14 protein-coding genes are annotated in these 19755 nt (G+C 76.5%); 3 read left to right on the forward strand and 11 right to left on the reverse strand.

All coding sequences use genetic code 11. The features are described 5' to 3' along the window. Positions 1-4 precede the first annotated feature (4 nt). The 3 genes from O7633_RS00305 to O7633_RS00315 are packed head-to-tail and all read right to left on the reverse strand — an operon-like array spanning position 5 to position 4125. Positions 5-1153 carry a hypothetical protein gene (locus O7633_RS00305; protein ID WP_282325261.1) on the reverse strand — a complete coding sequence of 383 codons (1149 nt, stop codon included), beginning with the start codon at positions 1151-1153 and terminating at the stop codon, positions 5-7. Then, positions 1150-2808 carry a CHAT domain-containing protein gene (locus tag O7633_RS00310; RefSeq protein WP_282325262.1) on the reverse strand — a complete coding sequence of 553 codons (1659 nt, stop codon included), beginning with the start codon at positions 2806-2808 and terminating at the stop codon, positions 1150-1152. The genes O7633_RS00305 and O7633_RS00310 overlap by 4 nt, the downstream gene beginning before the upstream one ends. A gap of 3 nt (positions 2809-2811) precedes the next feature. Next, entirely contained in the window at positions 2812-4125 is a 1314-nt protein-coding gene (locus O7633_RS00315; protein WP_282325263.1) for a CHAT domain-containing protein, read from the reverse strand. Between O7633_RS00315 and O7633_RS00320 the strand changes: the two genes are divergently transcribed. After that, entirely contained in the window at positions 4096-6171 is a 2076-nt protein-coding gene (locus tag O7633_RS00320; protein ID WP_282325264.1) for an NACHT domain-containing protein, read from the forward strand. The two genes, O7633_RS00315 and O7633_RS00320, sit on opposite strands and share 30 nt — an antisense overlap. Here O7633_RS00320 and O7633_RS00325 read toward each other — a convergent pair. The 8 genes from O7633_RS00325 to O7633_RS00360 are packed head-to-tail and all read right to left on the reverse strand — an operon-like array spanning position 6134 to position 17462. Next, positions 6134-7987, reverse strand: a complete 1854-nt coding sequence (locus tag O7633_RS00325; protein WP_282325265.1) for an NACHT domain-containing protein — start codon at positions 7985-7987, stop codon at positions 6134-6136. The genes O7633_RS00320 and O7633_RS00325 overlap by 38 nt on opposite strands. 47 nt (positions 7988-8034) lie before the next feature. Then, positions 8035-8820 (reverse strand): PP2C family serine/threonine-protein phosphatase, encoded by a 786-nt coding sequence (locus O7633_RS00330; RefSeq protein WP_282325266.1) that lies wholly within the window; start codon positions 8818-8820, stop codon positions 8035-8037. Next, positions 8817-9437 carry an FHA domain-containing protein gene (locus O7633_RS00335; protein ID WP_282325267.1) on the reverse strand — a complete coding sequence of 207 codons (621 nt, stop codon included), beginning with the start codon at positions 9435-9437 and terminating at the stop codon, positions 8817-8819. Before O7633_RS00335 ends, O7633_RS00330 begins: the two co-directional genes overlap by 4 nt. Then, positions 9425-10069 carry a 4Fe-4S single cluster domain-containing protein gene (locus O7633_RS00340; protein WP_178064484.1) on the reverse strand — a complete coding sequence of 215 codons (645 nt, stop codon included), beginning with the start codon at positions 10067-10069 and terminating at the stop codon, positions 9425-9427. The genes O7633_RS00335 and O7633_RS00340 overlap by 13 nt, the downstream gene beginning before the upstream one ends. Next, entirely contained in the window at positions 10066-11916 is a 1851-nt protein-coding gene (locus O7633_RS00345; protein WP_282325268.1) for an AAA family ATPase, read from the reverse strand. Before O7633_RS00345 ends, O7633_RS00340 begins: the two co-directional genes overlap by 4 nt. Further along, positions 11913-13160, reverse strand: coding sequence for a hypothetical protein (locus O7633_RS00350; RefSeq protein ID WP_282325269.1), 1248 nt, complete (start codon positions 13158-13160; stop codon positions 11913-11915). Before O7633_RS00350 ends, O7633_RS00345 begins: the two co-directional genes overlap by 4 nt. Positions 13161-13194: 34 nt before the next feature. Continuing rightward, positions 13195-15723 (reverse strand): protein kinase, encoded by a 2529-nt coding sequence (locus O7633_RS00355; RefSeq protein ID WP_282325270.1) that lies wholly within the window; start codon positions 15721-15723, stop codon positions 13195-13197. Further along, positions 15720-17462: a hypothetical protein gene (locus tag O7633_RS00360; RefSeq protein WP_282325271.1), complete on the reverse strand. Its 1743-nt coding sequence runs from the start codon at positions 17460-17462 to the stop codon at positions 15720-15722. The genes O7633_RS00355 and O7633_RS00360 overlap by 4 nt, the downstream gene beginning before the upstream one ends. Before the next feature lie 390 nt (positions 17463-17852). Between O7633_RS00360 and O7633_RS00365 the strand changes: the two genes are divergently transcribed. After that, entirely contained in the window at positions 17853-19031 is a 1179-nt protein-coding gene (locus O7633_RS00365) for an ATP-binding protein (RefSeq protein ID WP_282325272.1), read from the forward strand. Continuing rightward, positions 19028-19669, forward strand: a complete 642-nt coding sequence (locus tag O7633_RS00370) for a response regulator transcription factor (protein ID WP_074477844.1) — start codon at positions 19028-19030, stop codon at positions 19667-19669. Before O7633_RS00365 ends, O7633_RS00370 begins: the two co-directional genes overlap by 4 nt. Positions 19670-19755 lie beyond the last annotated feature (86 nt).

Here is a 19755-nt window from a genome sequence, read left to right on the forward strand (position 1 = left end):
CGGCTCACTGGCTCTCCGGCTCCGCGAACGTCTCGTGCAGCACCGACACCAGGCGCGGGTTCGTCCAGTACGCCGAGTGCGTGTAGAGCTGGTCCGACAGCAGGTGCTCCACCCGCACGTCCCGGGGCGTGGAGCCGTCCGCCCAGCGGAACAGGCGGCTCGCGACGAAGCCCAGCGGGTCCAGCGGATGCCACAGGTTCGCCCACCGGCCCACCGAGTCCGGCAGCAGCACCGGCCCGCTGCCGTCGTACGGGGCGAGCTGGCCGCCGCGCGGGTCGAACAGGTGGAACAGCGGCCACTGGCAGCCGAACGTCACCAGCCCCGCCGTGCGCACCGGGTCCTCGCCGGTGGCCAGGTCGAGGGCGACGACCGCGCCGAGGCTGTGCCCGATCAGGTGCACCGGCTCCTCCCGCCCGGCGCGTTCCCCGGCGACGGCGGTGATCTGCTCGCGGATGCGGGCCCGGATCCGCTCGCCGTGGCGCTGGTAGACCAGCACGTCGCCGAGGGTGAGGGCGACGTACCGGGCGCGGGCGATGCGGGCCCAGGTGTAGAAGCGCTCCCCGGCGGCGCCGACGGCCGCGCCGGCCACCCGGTCCAGCTCGGGCAGGCGGCGGCGGATGACGCGGCGGACCGCCCCCGGGTCGCGTACCTCGTGGCCGGCGTCGCCCACGGCGTCCAGCGCCGCCGCCGCGAGCGCCGCGCCCACCTCGGCCAGCAGCGTCGGGTCGTCGGCGTGGCGCAGCCACCGGGTCCGCGGCCACTCCTGCGCGATCGCGTCCAGCACCTCGTCGGTGACGTCCGGCGGGGCGTCCCGCGACTCGACCAGCGGCGGGTCCAGCGTCTGCCGGGCCCGCGCCCGGACCAGCTCCAGCCGCTGCGCGGGGGTCAACGGGACCGGGCCGGCGAGCCCCAGGCCGGCGTCGTCGGCGACCGGCGGCGGCCCGCCGTCGCGGACGTCCCAGGACTGCCCGGGGCCGGGCGGCATGGCCAGCTCCACCCCGAGGGTGGACGAGCCGAGGTCACCCCAGTAGGCGGAGTGCATCGTCCACCGGCCGAGGGCGGCGGCGCTCAGCTCCGCCACCCGGCCGGCGACCACCTGCGGGTCGCGGTTGGCGATGCCGTGGATCACGAAGACGGGCCGGTCGTCGCTCATGCGGTCGCTCCTGTCAGGATCGTGGCCTGTGGATCGCCGTAGACGGCGTAGGCCAGGCCGGTCGGATCGCCGGGGTCGGCGAGCAGCTCGCGGCGGGCGGCGAAGGACGCGGCGGCCAGCGGCGCGCCCCCGCGCAGCTCGGCGTAGAACCGGTCGGCGTAGCGGTGCGCCGATTCGGTGCGGACGGCCCAGGTGGAGCCGACGAACGCGCCCGCGCCGGCGCGGACGAACTCGTTGGCCCAGCCGCCCATGAGCGTGTCGTAGGAGCCGCCGTCGACGCTGCGGCAGGCGTTGAAGAACACCAGCGGGCAGCGGGCGCGCAGGCTGCCCCGGGCGGCGGCGCGGGCCAGCGCGACGGGGCGGAACCGGCCGTCGTCCATCGCCACGCCGCCGTCGGAGTCCGCGCCGGGCTGGTCCTGGTGGCAGGCGAGGTGCAGCAGCCCGAAGTCGCCCCGTTCGATGCGGCGCAGCAGCTCCTGCGCCGAGGTGACCAGCGCGCCGGGGACGTCGAGGCCGGCGTTGACCTGCCGGATCTCGGCCACGGCGCCGGTGGGCGGGTTGCGGCCGTGCACGAAGACCGCGTCGCTCAGCGCCAGTGACCGGGCGGGGGAGTGGCCGCCGGTCTGTCGCATGACCGCGAGCCGCTCGGCGGGGAACTCGTCCCAGGTGGGTGGCAGGAGCAGCTCCCACGGCAGCTCGCTGACGTCGCTGCAGATGGTCAGGCCGGTGGCGGTGGCCAGCCGGGCCTCGACCTCGCGGCCGATCTCGGGCGGCAGCGCCCGCCACAGCAGCGTGCCGTACCCGGCGAGCTCGCCCCGCACGGCGGCGGGCTGCCCGCCGGTGCCCCGGGCCGCCGCGTTGACGGTGCGCAGCAGGTCCGCGAGCAGCCCGCGGGGGACCGATCCGGCCGTCGCCGTGGGGCCGTCGCGGCCGACGAGCCGGAAGGCGTAGCCGTCGCGGTGCCGGTCGACCTGGAGGGCCACCTCGCCGGGCCGGGGGGCGAGGTGCTCGACGCGGGCGGTCAGCCGGTGCGGCGGCGCGTACGATGCCGAGTCGGTGACCAGGACCGTGCGGACGATCGCCGCGATCTGGCTGCCGCCGCCGTCGACGAAGGCCCGGACGGTGACCTCGTGCCGGCCCTCCTCGGCGGCGCCGAGCACGAACACGACGCCGTCGGGGTCGTCGCCGGGGTGGACCCGCACGACGTGGACGGCGTCCGACTCGATCGACAGCGTCGGCGAGGCGACCGTGACCAGCACGTCGACCCCCCGCTCGGGGACGGGGAACGGCCGGGTGGGGACGCTGCCGGGGCCGCCGTCGCGGCTGATCGTCACGTGCAGCGGGAACCGGGTGCCGGGGCGGGCCTGGCGGGGCAGGGACGTCGTCAGGTAGCGCACCGGCGGGGCGCTGCCGGGTTCCGCGCGGGGCCGGCTCTCGGCGGCGCGTACCGTCTCCATCGCCCACCGTTCCAGCGCGGGGTCGCCGCGCAGGGCGCGGGCGATCGCCAGGTCCGCCAGCGGCCCCGGCGGCCGGGCCAGGGCCTCGGCGAGCAGCTTGTCGATGCGCGCGGCCGTCTCCGCGTCGGCGACGAGTTCGCCGAGGCGGGCGCGGACCTGCTCGGCGACCCAGCGCAGGGTCCAGGTGTCGTCGGGCACCGCTCACGCCCCCGTGAACGCGAAGGCCGCCCACACCGACGGCGCGGACCACGGGCGGGAGTCGCCGCTGCCGCTGCGGAACACCTGCGGCAGCAGCGCCTCGGCGGCGTCGACCGGCAGCCATGCCTCGCCCGCGTCGAGGGCCAGGGCCCAGTGGTCCTCCAGCTCCGCCGGGGTCACGTCGCGCAGCCACCGCTGGGCGCCGGCCAGCGCCTCGCCGGGCGAGGTGGTGTCGTCGGCCCGCCAGCGCCGGTAGAACTCGGTCATGAGCAGGGCGGTGGCGTGGTCGTCGACGGGCCACATCGACGCCAGCACGCCCGCGACGCCCGCCTGCACCAGGCCCGCCGGCAGCGAGATCACCTCGTCGGGCAGGTCGAGGCCGGGTAGGAACGTCTCGCACGCCGACAGCACCGCCAGGCGCGTGCGCAGCCGCAGCGGCAGCACGTCGGCCAGCCGCAGGCGGGCCTCGCCGGCCAGCCGCAGGGCGCTGCGCAGCGGGTCCCGCTGGTCGGCGGCCCCGTGGCAGCCGAAGTGGGCGACCCGGGCGGCGGGCAGCTCCGCGCGGACCCGCGCGACGGTCGCGTCGGCCCAGGCGAGCGTGGTGACGGGGCCGTCGAAGGTGGCGGCGGCCGCGGCCCCCTCCCACCGGGCGTAGGACAGCTCCGGGTCGGTGACGACGAGCAGGCCCCCGTCGGGCGCGGCGGCGGCCCGCCGCCGGCTCGCGGCCAGGGCCCGGGCGTTCGGCACGTAGCTGAGGGCGAGCGTGTCGGCGAGGTAGCCGAAACCCGTCGGCCGGGCGGCGTCGGCGTACCGGGCGGCGTGCAGGGGCAGCAGGCCGACCAGCCCGCACGGTACGACCGACGCCCGCGCCTCGCCGGCCAGCTCGGCCAGCAGGGGCCCGGCGACGGCTTCCCACAGCCAGTCGCACAGCTGCGCCAGGTGCCGGTCCCAGGCGGCCCGGCGGGAGGCGGGCGCGGCGGCGGTGGGGAAGTGCTCGCGGTGCCGCTCGGCCCACTCGTGCACCTGGGCCGCGCGCAGGTGCGGCAGCGGCACGTCCACGATGTCCTCGCCCCGCACGACGAGCGCGAGGCCGGTGTCGTCGGCCGGTGTCACGTACACCAGGGGGTGATCGGCCGCGCCCGTGACGTCGCCGATCTCGACGGGGGCGAGGAACTGCTCGTAGCCGGGGATCCGCTGGATCTCCCCGATGGCGGCCCGCAGTTCGGTGTGCGCGGCCCGCAACTCGTCGTAGAGCGCGTCTGGACGCTGCCCGCCATCATGAACCGCGTGCGGCGAATTCTGTCGAAGGTCCGTCATCAACTCCTCGTTCCGTACGTCGTCACGGCTGCCGTCGTCGCTGCCGGGTGGGTCATCTGGCGGTCCGACCTGGAGACCGCGGACCGGGTGGCGAGCGTCGGCAGCTTCACGGTCGCGGCGGCGACCCTGCTCCTCGCCGTGTGGGGTGGCCGCGCCCGCCGGCCCGCGCGGTCCCTCGACGAGCACCAGGGCGCGCTGCGGGCGGCCGTGCGCCAGCAGTGGCGGGTGGAGGAGGCGCTGCGTCGGGTGCAGGACCCGATGCCGATCCCGGTGCGGTGGGAGGCGCTTCCCGTCGGGCTGGGCGGGCAGGACCACTGGGCGAACGTCGGGCTGGCGGCGGCGGGCGCGACGGCCGTGGAGGTGGCCGTCGCCGGGCGGCTTCCGGAGGCCGCCGCGGTGTTCCGGCGGATCCCGTCGCGGCGGCTGGTGGTGCTGGGGCCGGCCGGCGGCGGCAAGTCGGTGCTGCTGATCCGGCTGGTGCTGGACCTGATCGCCGCCGGTGGGCCGGGCGAGCCGGTGCCGGTGCTGCTGTCGGTGACGTCCTGGGACCCGGGCCGGGCGGGTTTCGCCGACTGGCTGGTGGCCCGGTTGGCCGCCGACTACCCGGCGTTGGCCGCCGGGCATCCGGACTTCGGCACCGTCGCGGCGGCCCTGCTGGCCGAGGAGCGGGTCCTGCCGGTGCTGGACGGTCTCGACGAGTTGCCGGCGGCGGCGCGCCCGGCGGCGCTGCTCGCCCTCAACGCCGCGTCGCCCGGGCTGCCGGGCGTCGTCGTGGCGAGCCGGACCGCGCAGTACCTGGACGCGGTGCGCGGCGGCGACGTGCTCACCGGCGCGGCCGTGGTGCGGCTGCTGCCGCTGGGGGTGGCGGACCTGGCGGCGTATCTGCCGCGTACCGCACGTCCCACCGGTCGCGCCTCGGCGACCGCGTGGGAGCCGGTGCTGGCCCGGCTCGCCGGCGCGCCCGCCGACGACCGGGCCCGGCTCGTCGGTGGGGTGCTCGCCACGCCGCTGATGACGTCGTTGGCCCGCGCGGCCTACAGCGACACCGGGGCCGACCCGGCGGCGCTGCTGGACGCGGGCCGGTTCGGCACGGCCGACGACCTGGCCGGGCACCTGCTGGACCGGGCGGTCCCGGTCGCCTACACCGAGCACGCGGGCGGGGCGGCGGCCCGGACGGCGGCCCGGGTCGTGCCCTGGCTGGCCTGGCTGGCCGCGCACGCCGGACCGGACATCGCCTGGTGGCGGCTGTCCGCCGTGGTGCCGCGCGCCGTGCCGGCCGTCGCCGGCGGGGTGTTCGGCGCGGTGGCCCTGGGCGTGGTGGCCGGGGCGGCCGGCGGCGGCGTCGCGGCTGTCCTCGGCGCGGTGGTGGGCGCGGTCGTCAGCGGGTTCGTGATGGTCCGTCAGCCGCTGGTGCCCACCGGGCTGCCGGCCGACGACGGCGGCGGGGCCGGGTGGCACCGGCAGGCGACCCGCCTGCTGCGCACCGGCGGCGTCGCGTCGGGTCCGCCGGCTCCCGGTCGCGGCGTGGTCACGCCCGGGCTGGTCGGCTGGGTGACCGGTGGGGCGGCGATCGTCGCCGCCGGGTGGCTGGCCGGCGGGGGCGCGGCGGCCGTCGCGGCGGCCGGGGCGCTGCTGCTGGCGTTGTTCCTGGACGCCTGGCTCGACGTGCCGACCGACGTGACGGCCGCGGCGGGCCCGCTGGCGGTGCTGCGCGCCGACCGCCGCACGGCGCTGGCGAAGGCCGTCGTGCGCGGTGGCATCCTCGGCGTCACCACGGCGGCCCTGATCGACGCGGGCACCGGTCTCGCGGTCGCCGCCGCGACCGCCGGGGCGAGCGTGCTGTTCACGGCGTGGGGCCGCTTCGGGGTGGCGCGGGCCTGGTTCGCGGTGCGGGGGGAGCTGCCGTGGCGGCTGCTGGCGTTCCTGGACGACGCGCACCGGCGGGGCGTCCTGCGCCAGATCGGCGGCGTCTACCAGTTCCGCCACGCCCGCCTGCGGGAACGCCTGCTCACCCATGCCGGTGTCCGGAACAGGCGTCCTGCGTGAGTCGTTCGGCCAGGAACGGGTACCGGATCTCGTAGGCCGGCCCGACCCGGCGCACCAGGCCCCGCTGCCGTGCGTCGGCGAGGAAGGCCAGCAGGCGCACCGGCAGGTGGCGGGCGGCCGCCAGGATCGTCAGAGTGGTGAGGTACCAGACGCAGGCCGATCGGACGACGGCCCAGCCGACGCCGGCGAGTGCCGCCAGGACGAGGTACGCCCCCTCGACCGGCTGACCGATCGCGCGCGTGGTCGCCAGAGCGGCAAGGGTGAGGAGCACGGCGAGCGCGGCGGCCTCCCCGAGCAACGCGGCGGCGTCGGCGCGCCACAGTCGACGGGGGCACGTCTCCAGGTCCGGGTCCGCCGGCCGATCCACGATGGACAGCGCGAGCGCGGTGAGCCCGGCGGCGCCCGCGACGACGGGCAACTGCCCGGCGGGGCCGTCGTGGAGCAGTTCGCTGGCGCAGAAGCCGGCGAGGACACCCGCGATCCACCCCGCGCCGGCCAGCCACTGCCGGCGTGGACGAAGCCGGCGGGGCGGAGCGGGATCGGCGAGCAGGGCGCCGACGACACCGGCGAGCAGGGCGACACCGCCGGCGGTCGGCCCGTCCCGCAACGCCCACCACGCCCCGGCCCCGGGCCCGGCGACGACCACGCCGAAGGCCAGCTTGAGCAGCGGCCGGGGCAGCAGGTGGTGCAGCTGCCACCAGGCGATGCCGTCCGCTGCGGACCCGCCGATGCGGGCCAGCCGGCGCAGGTATGAGCGGCCCTGGTCGCCCGACCACCGGCTCCCGTGGTACGCGCCGTCGAGGGCCTCGTCGGCCAGCCAGGAGTTGACGGCGGCCCGGCATTGCCCGAGCGTCCGCTGCTCCGTCTCACCCGGCCAACCGAGCCGCCAGAGCCGGCGCAGCCCGAGGTCGTACTCGAGTGGGGTGGTCAGCATGTTCGCCAGGCCGGCGATGCGCGGGCCGGCCCCGGAGGCCGGGGGCGCGGCGGCATGCAGATAGTCCTCGCCCTCCCGCTTCGAGATCTCCTGGACCTGGATCACCCGGTGCCAGGTCTCCCAGCCGGGATACGTCGGGTCCAGCCAGGCGAGGTCGTGGGTGACGAGCAGGCAGCCGCCGGGCACGGTGCGCAGCCCGGCCGTCCGGAGCTTGGGCGGCAGTTCGTCGAAGTCGTCGAGAATGGGCAGGATCGCGTTGCGTCGCACGAGACGTGCGATCGCCTCCGGGGTGATGTCCTCGTCGGGATACGTCGCCACGATCGTGTCCACCAGCCAGTCGTTCATGGGTCGGTGCTCGGGATGCCAGCCGAGCGCCGGCACGACGACCGGAACGGCCTGTTCTGCGGGATCGGCGAGCAGCGCCTGGGCGAGCTGGGTCGCGAGGATGCTCTTCCCGGCCCCCTGTGGTCCGGCGATCACCAGCCGCCGGCCAGGCAGGTTCCGGAAGAACAGCACCAGGGTCTGCAACCCGCCGGAGGTGGTGGCGCGGGCCCGCGGCGGTGGCATGGTGACGTACTGCGTGACGTCGCTGTCCATCGCGCGCCAGCTGAGCCACAGGGTCGTGCCACGGTGTCGGCCCAGGCGGTCCAGCCGGTCCCGGTAGGCCTCGGCGACCCGCTCGGCGAGCGCCTCCCGGGCCTTCGCGGTGTCGATCGTGGCCTGTCCCTCGGCAGCCCGGGCCAGGACGGCCAGGCACAGGGCGGCGATTCCGGCGACCGCCGCCACGATGCTCGCCAACTTGTCCATGTCGTCGAGCAGAGTTCCGTGCAGCCGCAGCCCGGTGTAGAGCCCGACTGCGAGGAACGCGAACCCCACCGCCACCAGGACCGCCCGGCGGAGCCGTCCGCCGGCTCGGCGGCGCGGCGGCCTCATCGCTCGGGGTCCCCGGGGTGCGGCTCGCCGGGCAGGGGCAGGACGTCGACGACGACGGCGGTGAGGTTGTCGGCGGCCCCGGCGGCGTAGACCTCGTCGCGCAGCGTCTCGACCAGCGCCCGGGGATCGGGGGTGCGGCAGATGGCGCGCAGGCGCCGCTCGTCGAGCTGGCCGTGCACGCCGTCGGTGCACAGCAGGAAGCGGGCGCCTGCCGGATCCAGCGAGGCGAGGGCGACGTGCGGCGCGAGGGGGTCGGCGGGCGGGTCGCCGAGGCACTGGGTGACGGTGGCCCCGTCCGGGCCGGAGTCGTCGACGCTGAGCTGTTCCAGGTAGCCGTCGGTGATCCGGTAGGCGCGGCTGTCGCCGACGTTGAACACGTACGCGCCGTCGCCGGTGAGCAGGACGCCCGCGATGGTGGTCCGCATGCCGGCGGTGCCGGGTTGGCGGGCGGCCGTGTCGTGCAGGGCGCGGCCGACGGCGACGATCCCGTCGTGCACGGCGCGGGGGGAGTCCCAGGCGATGTAGCGGTTGGCGAGGTCGGCGGCGGCGAGCCGGCTGGCCAGCTCGCCGGCGCGGTGCCCGCCGAGGCCGTCGGCGACGGCGCAGGCCAGGGGCGGGGTCCAGGCGGTGGTGAGGTCGGTGACGCGGGCGCGCGGGGACTGGCTGATCCAGTCGAGGACGAGGACGGCGTCCTCGTTGCCGGCGCGGACGGCGCCGCGGGCGGTGACGGCGCAGACCCGCACCGCCGCGAAGGCGTGCGGGGCCGGTGTGGACGCGGTCATCGGTTTCCTCCGGTGCGGCGTACCCGGGCCCGTACGGTGCCGGCCAGGCGCAGCTCGTCGCCGTCGAACAGGCGCTGGCGGGTGTGCGGGTCCAGGCGGCGGTCGTTGACGTAGGTGCCGTTGGTGGAGCCGAGGTCCTGCACGTACAGCTCGCCGTGCTCGACCCAGAGCAGCGCGTGCTGCCGGGACACGTTGTGGTGCGCGGCCAGCCGGGCGGCGATGTCGCCGAGGTCGTCGGCGCGGCCGAGGCGGACCTCGGCGCGGCCGACGCCGACCGGCCCGAACGGGAACTCCAGCCGGTACGCCGTGGTGTCCGGGGGCGCGTCGCGGGTGGTGGCGGGCGCGCCGCCCGGTCCGGGGCCGGCGGGCCGGTCCGCCGGCCGCCCGGGCGGGGGCTCGCCGGCCCAGGTGCCGGCCTCGGTGGCCATCCCGCCCAGGTCGTGCACCGGGCACCGGCCGTCGGCGTCGAGCTGGTTGCCGCAGCCGGGGACGGGGCACACCCGCCCGACGCCCGGGTCCGGTGCCGCGGACTCCGGCACGAGGAACTCCATGCAGATGGGGCAGAACGCGCCGCCGGCCGGCTGCGGCCCGTGGTTCGGGCAGGTCAGGGCCGCCATGACACTCCTTCCAGCCGGATGCCCTGGGCTTCCAGGGCGCGCTGGACGCGGGCGAGGTCGCCGCGTCCGGGGATGCCGACGAGCCAGACCCGGTCGTCGTCGACCTGGAGTTGCAGCTCGGGGCGGTCGCGGCGGGCGTCGACCCACGGCGCGTAGCGGCGTCGGCCGAGCGGCGAGCACGGCACCAGGCGCTGGTTGGCCGAGCCGCGCCAGACGAGGTCCGTCGGTTCCCCGGCGCGGTAGGGGCCCGTGATCAGCGCGTCGATCAGGGGGTACGCCCCGGGGCAGCGGGCCCGGAACTCGTCGAGCTCGACGCCGGTGTAGCACAACACGTCCCAGTCGTGCCCGGCGCCGAGCGCGCGGAGCCCGGTGAGCAGGGCGGCGAGCGCCTCCGGCTGCTCCGACGGTTCGCCGCCGGTGACGGTGACGCCGGTGAGGGCGGCCGGGTCGAGGGCGGCGACCCGGTCGAGCACGTCGTCGACGTCGGCGTCGTGCCGGGGCTCGGCGACCCAGGTGTCGCGGGAGACGCAGCCGGGACAGCCGATGGCGCAGCCCTGCACCCAGATGCCGACGCGCCGGCCCGGCCCGAGGGTGGTGACCGGGTGGTGCAGCCGGGACAGTCGCAGCCTCACTCCATCACCAGCTCGCGGTTCTGGCCGTCCTCGGCGATCGCGGCGACGCGCAGCGTCTGCCCGGGCGCGGGCGGGTTGGCGAAGACCTCCCGGGCGAGCGGGTTGACCAGGATGCTCTCGATCGCCGCCACGATGCCCCGGCCGCCGTTGGACAGGTCGAAGGTGGCCTCCTTGCGCAGCTCGTCGCGGGCGTCGTCGCTGAACTCCAGCGTCGCCCCGTACGTGCGGTGCACGGCCTCGGCGACGCGGCCGATCGCCCGGTCGGCGATCTCCACGGCCACCTCGGGGCGCAGGAAGTCGAAGACGACGATGCTCTGCTGCACCCGGTTGAACAGCTCGGGCCGGCGCAGCAGGTGGCGGAAGAACACCTCGATGTAGCGGCGCACGCCCTGTTCGATGTCGGGCAGCTCCTGGGCGGGGGTGACGTTCTCCTTCGGCTTGCCGTCCTCGTCCTGGATGACGATGCCCAGGTTGGTGGTGAAGACGATGAGCGCCTCGGTGAAGTAGACGGTGCCGCCCCGGCCGTCGGTGAGCCGGCCGTCGTCGAGGATCTGGAGGAACTTGTCGAGCAGTCGGGGGTGCGCCTTCTCGATCTCGTCGAACAGCACCACCCGGAACGGCTGCTGCCGGATGCCGTTGGTCAGCTCGCCGCCCGCGTCGTGGCCGATGAAACCGGGTGGCGCGCCGATCAGCCGGGCCTCGGTGTGTTCGGCGGCGAACTCGCTCATGTCGAAGCGCAGGTAGGCGTTCTCGTCGCCGAACAGCAGCGCGGCCAGCGCCTTGGCCAGTTCGGTCTTGCCCACGCCGGTGGGACCGGCGAAGAACAGCACGCCGCGGGGTTTGCTGCGTCCGCCGGTGTGCGCGCCGGCCAGGCCGGTCGCCGAGCGGGCCAGGATGTCCAGCACCCGGCGTACGGCGTCGGGCTGCCCCAGCACCCGGTGGCTCAGCTCCTCCTGCGCGGTCTTGAGCCGTTCCCGCAGCCCGGCGCTCTGCCACGGGTTGTCCGGCACGCCCACCCGGAACGCGCGGACGGCGTCGTCGACGCGGGGGCCGGGGATGCCGGCGGCGGTGGCGAGGCGCACCACGTCGCGCATGCTGCGCAGCCGCATGCCGTGGCTGGCCTCGGCGAACCGGCGGGCGACCGCCCACCGCTCGTCGGTGTCCTGCGGCATCCCGGGCAGCGTCGCCACCAGGTCGTTGGCCGTCTGGAGGCGGGCCGCCAGGTCGGGCTCGGGGATCGCGGTGATCCGCAGGGTGTGGTTGCCGGTGGCGAACCACGAGGGCAGGTCGTGCTCGCGGTCGAGCACCCAGAAGACGGTGTTGTAGCCGCTGCCCACCGGGGTGGCGCGGTAGGCGAGCCGGTCGGCGGTGGCGAGGAAGAGGCGTTCCTCGGGGGAGAGCAGCTCGCCGGTGAACAGCCGGGCCGCGTCGACCAGGGCCAGCGCCACGGGTGGGCCGGCGGCGCGCCGCCGGGGCACGTCCACCACCGCGCCGAGCAGGTCGCGCACCTGGGCCAGGTGCAGCGGGCGGTTCGGTTCGACGTCGGCGTCGCGCAGCACGGCCTGGGCGGCCGCCGCGCCGCCGTCGGGTAGCTGCGCGGCGATCTCCACGCCGACGCCGCTGGAGTACGTCAGCAGCGCGGCGTAGCCCCTCGCCCGGGCGACGCTCCACAGCGCCTCGACCAGGCCCATGAACCGGACGGCGCCCGCGCGTTCCGGGTCGGGCAGCCGGTAGAGGTCGCGGACGTTGCCGGTGAGCAGGACCTGCGGGTGCGCGCAGAGGGCGAGGCTCACCTCGCGCAGCCACGCCGGCTGCGGGGTCGTCTCGTCGGTCGGCGGTGTGGTCACAGTCCCTGCCTCCTCTGCTGCCCGGCGGCGCGGTGGGCCTGGGCCGGGATCATCTCGTCGGCGACGACCTGCACGGCCTGCCGGCCCGGGTCGACCTGCCCGAACTGGTCGATGGGGATGCCGGCGCGGCGCACCCGCCGTTTGATCACCTCGTAGTCGTCGCAGAACTTCCGCTCGGCGGCGGCGTCCTCGGTGCGCTCGGCCCGGGCGCTGCCGGCGCGGACCACCTGGGTGCGGATCACCGGGTCGTCCCGGTCGAGCAGCACCTTCACGCCGTAGCCGGTGTCGCCGTCCATCGCCGCGTACGCCACCCCGGCGCCGGCCAGGGCCGTGTCGAAGCCGTCGCCGACGCGGTAGCCGAGGTCGGTCAGCCCGACCCGGACGGCGTCGGCCACGGCCTTGCGGCGGCGGGCCCGGTCGGCCTGCGCGACGACCTCGTCGGCCTCGGCCCGCAGCCCGTCGGGGACGTGGTCGACGCGGTCGGCGACGAGCCGGGCCACCCGCTTGCGCAGCCGGGCCGCCGCCTCGCCGGGCACCGTCTCCAGCGGGGCGGCGATGGTGAGCAGGTCGCGGCGGGCGAGGGCCACGAGTTCCTCGGCCCGCTGCTGGGCGGTCACCCGCTCCGCCAGGTCCCGCAGCAGCAGGTGGGCGCGGCTGGGCGGGGCCCCGGCGGCGATCTCGGCGACCGCCGCGGCGCACGGCGCGCGGACCTCGTCGGGCGTGGCGGCGGGCAGCCGGGACAGCAGCTCGGCGGCCCGGGTGGCGCGGGCCCGGTGCTGTTCCTGCGCCGCCGCGTCGGCGCGCGCCGGGGCGGCCCGGGTCGCGGTGTCGTCGCGCTGCCGGGTGTCCGGCTCGGCGACGGTGCGCTCGTCCCACTGCCGGCGCGGCCGCGCGGCGGGCCGCGCCGCCCCGGCGGCCGGGGCGGCGAGCAGGCCGCTGACGTCCTGCCGGGAGGCGGCGAGGACCTCGGTGCGCAGCCGTTCCCGTTCGCGGCCGACCAGCAGGGCGACGTCGGCGGTGGCGGCGGCGATCCGACGCGGGGAGTGCTGGGGGCGGGCCCGGGCGCCGGCGGCGACCCGGCTGATCCGGCTGCCGTAGACCGACCGGTACGCCTCGGCCTCGGCGCGCAGCGCCTCCAGTTCGCCCCGGACCTGCACGAACTGCTGCCACTGGGCCCGCTGCTCGCGGGCGAGGCGCTCGGCGGCCGTCTCCACGACGTACCGGGCGCCGGTGATCCCGCTCATCGCGGCCTCCTCACCATCGCGACCTCACTGACGTTCACAGCAACCACCACACCCGGGTGGGTTCGGGCAGCAGCGGCACCGCCCACCCCTGCCACACGTAGACCGGTTGCAGCAGGTACAGCACCGCCACCAGCGCGATCACCGCGCCGCGCACGCCCCTCGGTACCCGGCCGGACAGCCGCCCGCCCTCGGTGCCGTACGCGCGGGCGGCCAGCCGCCGGCCGAGCCACACCGCCAGGAGCAGGCCGCCGCCCGCGACGTACGGGTAGGCCTCGCCGTAGCCGGTGGCCAGGTCGGTCAGCCACGTCCGTACGCCGGTGTCGAGCACCACCGGGAACTGGAGGAACATCGCGTACGTGCCGTCGTCGGCGGTGAGCAGCGCCCAGACCACCGCCCCGGCGGCCCAGCAGAGCCGGCGGGCCCGGCGCAGCCCGGCCTCCGCGTCGGCGGGGCAGATCACCAGACAGGCGAGCAGCATCAGCAGGGGCAGCGCGACCGCGGTCTGCACGGCGGCGACGCGGGTGAGCATCACCGCCGGCCGCGCCCACGCGTCGGGGAACTCGCCCAGGGTCCAGAACGCGGCGGCGGCGAACGTGGTGAGATACCCGATCGCGACCGCGAGCAGGTAGTTCACGGCGTCCCGCCAGACGTTGCGCAGCGTGGCCCGGGCCGGCGGCACCCAGCCGGCACGGGCCGCGTCGGCGTTGCGTTCCCGCTGCCTGGCCTCGGCGGCGGCGGCCTTCTCCGCGGCCACCCGCGCGGTGGCGAACGGGATCAGCGCGGCGGCGAGCGCGGCGGCGGCGACCTGCCGGTCGTCGCCGCCGGAGCCGGCCTCCTCGCGCAGCCGCTCCCACCAGTCGCAGCGGCCCGCGGCCCTCTTCTGCCTGGCGAGCGTCGCGCGCAGCCGGCCGCCGTGGTCGGGGTCGACGAGCAGCCGCAGCGCGAGGGCCCGGGCGACCGGCAGCGCCTGGTCCAGCTCCGGCGGCGTCCCGCGCGGCCAGCCACCCGTGGACCCGGCGGCCAGCTCGCCGCCGAGCTGCCCGGCGCGGGCGTCGACGGCCGAGGTGACCCGGGCGAGCCGCTCGGCGGCGTCGGCGAGGACCGCGCAGGGGCCGTCCGCGCAGCCGGGGTGCGCCCGGCAGCGGTGCCGGGCCAGGGCCCGCAGGAGCTGGGCGTCGAGCCGGGCGACGATGCCGGCGGCGGCCGGCTCGCCGGCGACGGCGCGCGCGGCCAGGTCGGCGAGGCCCGGCCCGTCGGCGGGTTCGTCCTCGAAGACGGGGGGCAGCTCCGGCGCGACGTGGGAGACGAAACGGACTACCCGGGCGGCGGCGTCGTCGCGCCCGGCGGCCTTCGACTTCATCAGGTTGGTCGGCAGGTCGAGCCGGGGGAAGTTGTCGCGCAGCCAGTCGTCGAGGTCGAGCTGGCTCTCCCGGCGGCGGAACAGCCCCACGGCGGCCTGCCAGTTCTCGGACATCGCCACGCCCACCTCGGCCGGGTTCCGGCAGAGGCGCCCGGCCAGCTCGAACGGGGGCACCGGCCGCTGCTCCGGCTCCGCTGCCGGCTCGGGGTCGGGGTCGTCGACGGCGGGCGTCTTGTCGTCCAGCCAGGCCCGCACCTGGTCCGCGCCCCAGCGCCGATCGGGTGCCCGGGTCAGCAGGCCCCGGCACAGCAGCAGCCAGCGCGGGTCGGTGACGCCGCTGAGGTCGACGCCGTAGGTGGCGATGTGTTCGAAGATGGTCCGTTCGTTGGCGGTGTCGCCGCCCACGCCGCTGTTGGGGTTGCGGCCGGTGAGCAGCTCGACGACGAGGACCCCGAGCGACCACCAGTCCTGCGCGGGCTCCTGGCTCTTCTGCCACCACGTCTCCGGGGCCTGGTAGGCGGGGGTGCCCGCCCGGCCGGTGCTGCGCCGGGTGGCCCGCAGCTCGGCGACCAGGCCGAAGTCGCAGAGCACCAGCTCCAGCGGGTCCACCGAGCGGACCAGCACGTTCTCCGGCTTGATGTCGCGGTGGGCGATGCCGGTGGCGTCGCCGTGGCGCAGCTGCCCGTGCAGGTAGGCCAGAGCGTCGGTGACCTCCGCGACGACCCGGCGCACCTGCTGCGGCGGGAGCGGGCCGCCGTGGGCGCGGGCCAGCGCGGCGAGCGAGCCGTGCGGCAGGTATTCCAGCACCTCCCAGCTGGTGGGGGTGCCGTACCGGTTGACCTCGGTGCCGTAGTCGAGCATGCGGACCACGTGGCGCTCGTCGGCGGTGCGCAGCGCGTCGAGCAGCCGTGGGTCGGGCCGCACCGAGGTGGGGTAGACCTTCGCCACCCGGGTCAGGCCGGTGGCCCGCTCCTCGACCAGCATGACCAGGTGCGCCTCCCCGCCGGTGGCCAGGTGGCGCACCGGGCTGAACCGCGCCGACACGCCCTGCGGCAGGCCGCTGTCGTCGCCGCCGGTCGCCGGGGCGGCCGGGCCCGGCGGCGTCTCCCGGGTGGTGGCCGGCGCCGTGCCCGGCGTCGGGTCGGCGGTGGTGGGCGCGGCCTGCCGGCCGGGGCCCTCCCGCCGGGTGGGTACGTCGCTCACGCCTGTTCCTCCCCCGTCAGTTCCTCCTCCGTGGCCGCCTCGTCGGACGGAAGGCCCTCCTGCGTCGACGCCTCGCGTTGCGCCCGGTCCTCCAGCTCGGTCAGCCGGTCCACCGCCCGGCGGTAGCGCTCGCGCACCGGGGCGTGCTCCGCGCCGGTGAGGCCGACGAGGTCCCGCTCCAGCGCGGCCGACAGCAGCACGGCCCGGCCCGACTCCAGCGCCACGGCGGCCTCCGGCAGCCGGCGGCGGCGGGTCAGCGCGTGCGCGGCCCGGCCGACCAGCCCGCGCGTGCGCCGGCGCAGGACCAGTTCGCCGTACGCGCGGCTGAGCTGGGCGCGGGCCATCTGGTTGAGCGTCCGCAGGGTCAGCAGGTATGCCTCGGCGGCGTCGCCCGTGCGCCCGTGCCGCCAGGACCACTCGGCCCAGTACAGGGCGGTGTCGTACGCCCACACCAGGCTCAGTTCCCCGATCGCCGCCGTCGCCCGGCGCGACGCGTCGGCGGCGTGCAGCAGGTCCTCGGTGGACCCGGTCCCCTCGGCGCGCACGTGCAGGGCGGCGGCGACCCGGGAACTGGCCACCGCGTGCTGCAACGACGCCGGCGGCAGCCGGTCGCGGTGCGCGGTGAGCAGCGCCAGCGCCTCGTCGACCTCGTCCCCGTCGCCGACGAGCATGCCCCGCGCGAGCAGCGCCTCGGCCAGCGGGACGCGGGCGGCGTTGCGCATCGCCGGGCTGAGGCTGGTGCCGCCGGCGCCTCTGCGCAGCAGTCGGACCGCCTCGTCGAGCACCTGCGGGTCGGGCCGCTCGGGATGGAGGGAGTCCAGCTTGCAGACGCCCAGCACCAGCCGGGCCTGGTCCTGGCTGCCGCCGCCCGCGGCGAGCGCCTCGGTCGCCAGCTCCTGCGCCCGCAGCCGGTCGGCGCCCGCCGAGGGGTCCTCGGACAGGCCCTTCGTCCTGGCCCGCAGCTGGTAGCACTGGGCCAGCGTGACGAGCTGCGTCGCCGGGTCGGGCTCGTACCGGTCGGGGGCGGCGAGCTCGGCCTCCAACGTGGCGATCTGCGCGTCGAGCGCCTGGAGGTCGCCGGAGGAGCCGAGCCGCCCGCCGGCCCGGATCGCGCCGGCCGTGCTCCCGAGCAGCCCGGTCGCCACGGGGAAGGGCACGTCGTCGCCGATCGAGACCTGCTCGGCCATGGCCATCGGGTCCGCCGACTCGCCCTGGACGAGGCCCCGCTGCAACGCGCGGACCTGGTGCAGCATGCCCGCCATGGACGTGGTCTGCGGCGACAGCCGCTCCGCCTCGGCGAGCAGCGCGACGATCCGCTGCTCGGCCTCCTCGTCGGCGGGGCCGCCACTCTGCCGGCTGTGGTGAGCGAGCGCCAGGTGGAAGCGCGCCATGCCGGCCATGGTGGCCATGACCGCCGTGTGCTGCGGGTTGGCCCGGTCCCGGGCGGCCTCCCCGTCGAGGACGGGCATCGCCCGCTCCAGCCGCTCGACGGCCGCCGCCAGGTCCTCCTCCCGCCGGTGGCGCAGGTAGTGGGGGAGCAGCAGGGCGGCGGTCATGAAGTCGATGGCGGCGTGCTCCACGCTGCCCGGGCGCACGGTCCGCTGGGCGGCGACGAGCACCGCGGACGCCTCCTGTTCGTCGTCGGGCCGGGCGCGCATGCCGAGCAGCGAGGCGAGCCGGATCGCGAGCAGCCGGGCCTCCGGCCGGGCCTTCGGCACCAGCTCCCGCGCGGTCCGCACCGTGTCGATCGCGCTATTCAGGTCGGCGGCGGAATTGGTGCACAGGAATCGGCCCTGCAATGCGTCGCAAAGCCTCCACAGCAACGCGACTCGTTCGGCGGGGGAACGCCTTGCGGCAGTCGCTAGTTGATCTTCGGCGGCGCGAACTGCGGCATCGACCTGATGGCAGGGAATGTGCCCCATCGGTTGCAGCATGAATCATCCGAACGGTTGGCATGGTGAGAGCACTGCGGCACTTCGGCCGTGCCAGCGTGGCAGTCGGCTATTCGATTCGTCAATGCCCGTGCGGTGGCGGATCTGACGAAATCCGCATCGGGTGTCGCGGGCGGTCGTTCGTGTCCGCCGATATGCCGACTGTCCGACGAGGACGCGACATGCCATCGTCGGGACGTGGGGCAGACAGGGGCGCTGACGCGACAGAAGGCGGCGGCACGGGTGAACGTGCTGCTGATCTGGGCGGCCGGCTGCCTGCGGGCGGTGCAGCTCGCCGTCTGGATCCCGGTGCCGCTCATCGGCGGCCTGCGGATGTACCGGCTGCCGGCCCTGGTCCTGGCCGGCTACCTGCTGACGGTCGCCTGGACGGTGCTGCTGTTCGTCCGCGCCGGCCGGGCCGGCCGGATGGGCCACGGCTGGGTCTACGCCGACGTGCTGGTGGCGCTGCTCGGGCTGCTGCTGGTCCCGGCCGCCTGCGTCGCCTCGTGCGACACGGGCTGGCAGCACTGGGTCCTGCCCCCGGCGATGGGCGCGGCGATCGTGGCCGCCGCGTTCGTGCCGCGCTGGCCCGCGACGGCGGCCGTCGCCCTGCTCGTGGCCGGCTACCTGGCCGGCTCCCTGCGCGAGCTGCTCGCCGGCCCGGACGGATTCGGCGCGACCACCGTCAACGCGGTGTCGCTGCTGGGCTTCGCGGTGCTGGCCGCCGTGGTCGCCGGCTACCTGCGCGGCAGCGCCGCCCAACTGGACGCCGCCACCGAGGCGGCGCTGGCCGCCGGGGCCCGGGAGGCCGCGGCGCAGGCCCGCTTCGACGAACGGACCCGCCAGTACGACGCGTTGCACCGGACCGTGCTCACGACGCTGAGCATGATCGCCCGGGGCCGGCTGGACCACCGCCGGGAGGAGGTGCGGGCGCTCGCCCAGCGCGACGCCGACTACCTGCGCGGGCTGGTCACCGCCGGCAGCGGCGGCCCGACGGGAAACCTGGCCAGCGCGCTGGCCGGCGTGGTGCGCGACAAGCAGGCGCTGGGCCTGCAGGTGCACTCGCAGTTCCACGACCTGTCCGAACGCCTGCCCCCGGACGTCGAGCAGGCGTTGACCAACGCGGTCAGCGAGGCGCTGACCAACGTCACCAAGCACGCCGGCACCGACGAGGCCTGGCTGACCGCCGTCGGCGGCGACGGCGGGATCACCCTCACCGTCGTCGACCGGGGGCGGGGCTTCCGGCCGGAGGTGGTCGCCCCCGGCCGGGGGCTCGTGCGCGAGCTGCGGCACTGCGTCGTGGAGGTGGGCGGCCGGGTCGCCATCGACTCCGCGCCGGACCAGGGAACGATGGTGGAGGTCTCATGGCGGCAATGATCGAGATCGGTGCGATCGACAACGACCAGATGCTGCTGGAGGGCATGTCCGCCTGGATGAGCCGCCTGCCGGACATCACGCTCACGGCCCTCGCCGTCTCGGTCGACGAGTTCCTCGCGGCGACGCGGCGGCCCCGGATCGTGATCCTCGACCTCAACCTGGAGAACTTCACCGACCCCGCCGACAACGTCCGCCGGCTGGTCGCCGTCGGGCACACGGTCGTGGTGGTGTCGGTGATCCCCGACCCGGTCTACATCGCGGCGACCACCGAGGCCGGCGCCTCGGCGTACGTGCTGAAGGCCAACAACCTCGGCGTCCTGGCCGACGTGGTCCGGCAGGTCGCCGCCGGGGAGACGCCGATGACCACCGAGCACGCGTTCTGGCTGGGCCGCGACGCCCGGCCCGAACGCCCGCAGCTGTCGGCCCGGGAACGCGAGGTGCTGGTCTCCTACGGCAGCGGGTGCACCGTCGAGGCGGTCGGCCGGGTGCTGGGGATAGCACCCGGAACGGTGCGGACGTACCTCGATCGTATCAAGGAGAAATACGCGCGGGCGGGCCGGCCGATCGAGCACCGGGTGCAGTTTCTCGACCGCGCCCGCGAGGACGGATTCGGCCGCGGCCGGCTGCCGCCGAAGTAGGAGGTCGACGCCGATGACAACTCGTTCGAAACGATCGACAGCGTTCGACCCCGGGCACCTTCCGACGATTACGTCCAGCCATTCGG

Source organism: Micromonospora sp. WMMD712 (assembly GCF_029581295.1).
Classification (GTDB): Bacteria; Actinomycetota; Actinomycetes; order Mycobacteriales; family Micromonosporaceae; genus Micromonospora; species Micromonospora carbonacea.

What these genes read in the sequence shown, in the direction of transcription:
- O7633_RS00305 (WP_282325261.1), bottom strand. Translation starts at nt 1,153, where the DNA reads ATGAGCGACGACCGGCCCGTCTTCGTGATCCACGGCATCGCCAACCGC.
- O7633_RS00370 (WP_074477844.1), top strand. Translation starts at nt 19,028, where the DNA reads ATGATCGAGATCGGTGCGATCGACAACGACCAGATGCTGCTGGAGGGC.
- O7633_RS00335 (WP_282325267.1), bottom strand. Translation starts at nt 9,437, where the DNA reads ATGGCGGCCCTGACCTGCCCGAACCACGGGCCGCAGCCGGCCGGCGGC.
- O7633_RS00350 (WP_282325269.1), bottom strand. Translation starts at nt 13,160, where the DNA reads ATGAGCGGGATCACCGGCGCCCGGTACGTCGTGGAGACGGCCGCCGAG.
- O7633_RS00315 (WP_282325263.1), bottom strand. Translation starts at nt 4,125, where the DNA reads ATGACGGACCTTCGACAGAATTCGCCGCACGCGGTTCATGATGGCGGG.
- O7633_RS00330 (WP_282325266.1), bottom strand. Translation starts at nt 8,820, where the DNA reads ATGACCGCGTCCACACCGGCCCCGCACGCCTTCGCGGCGGTGCGGGTC.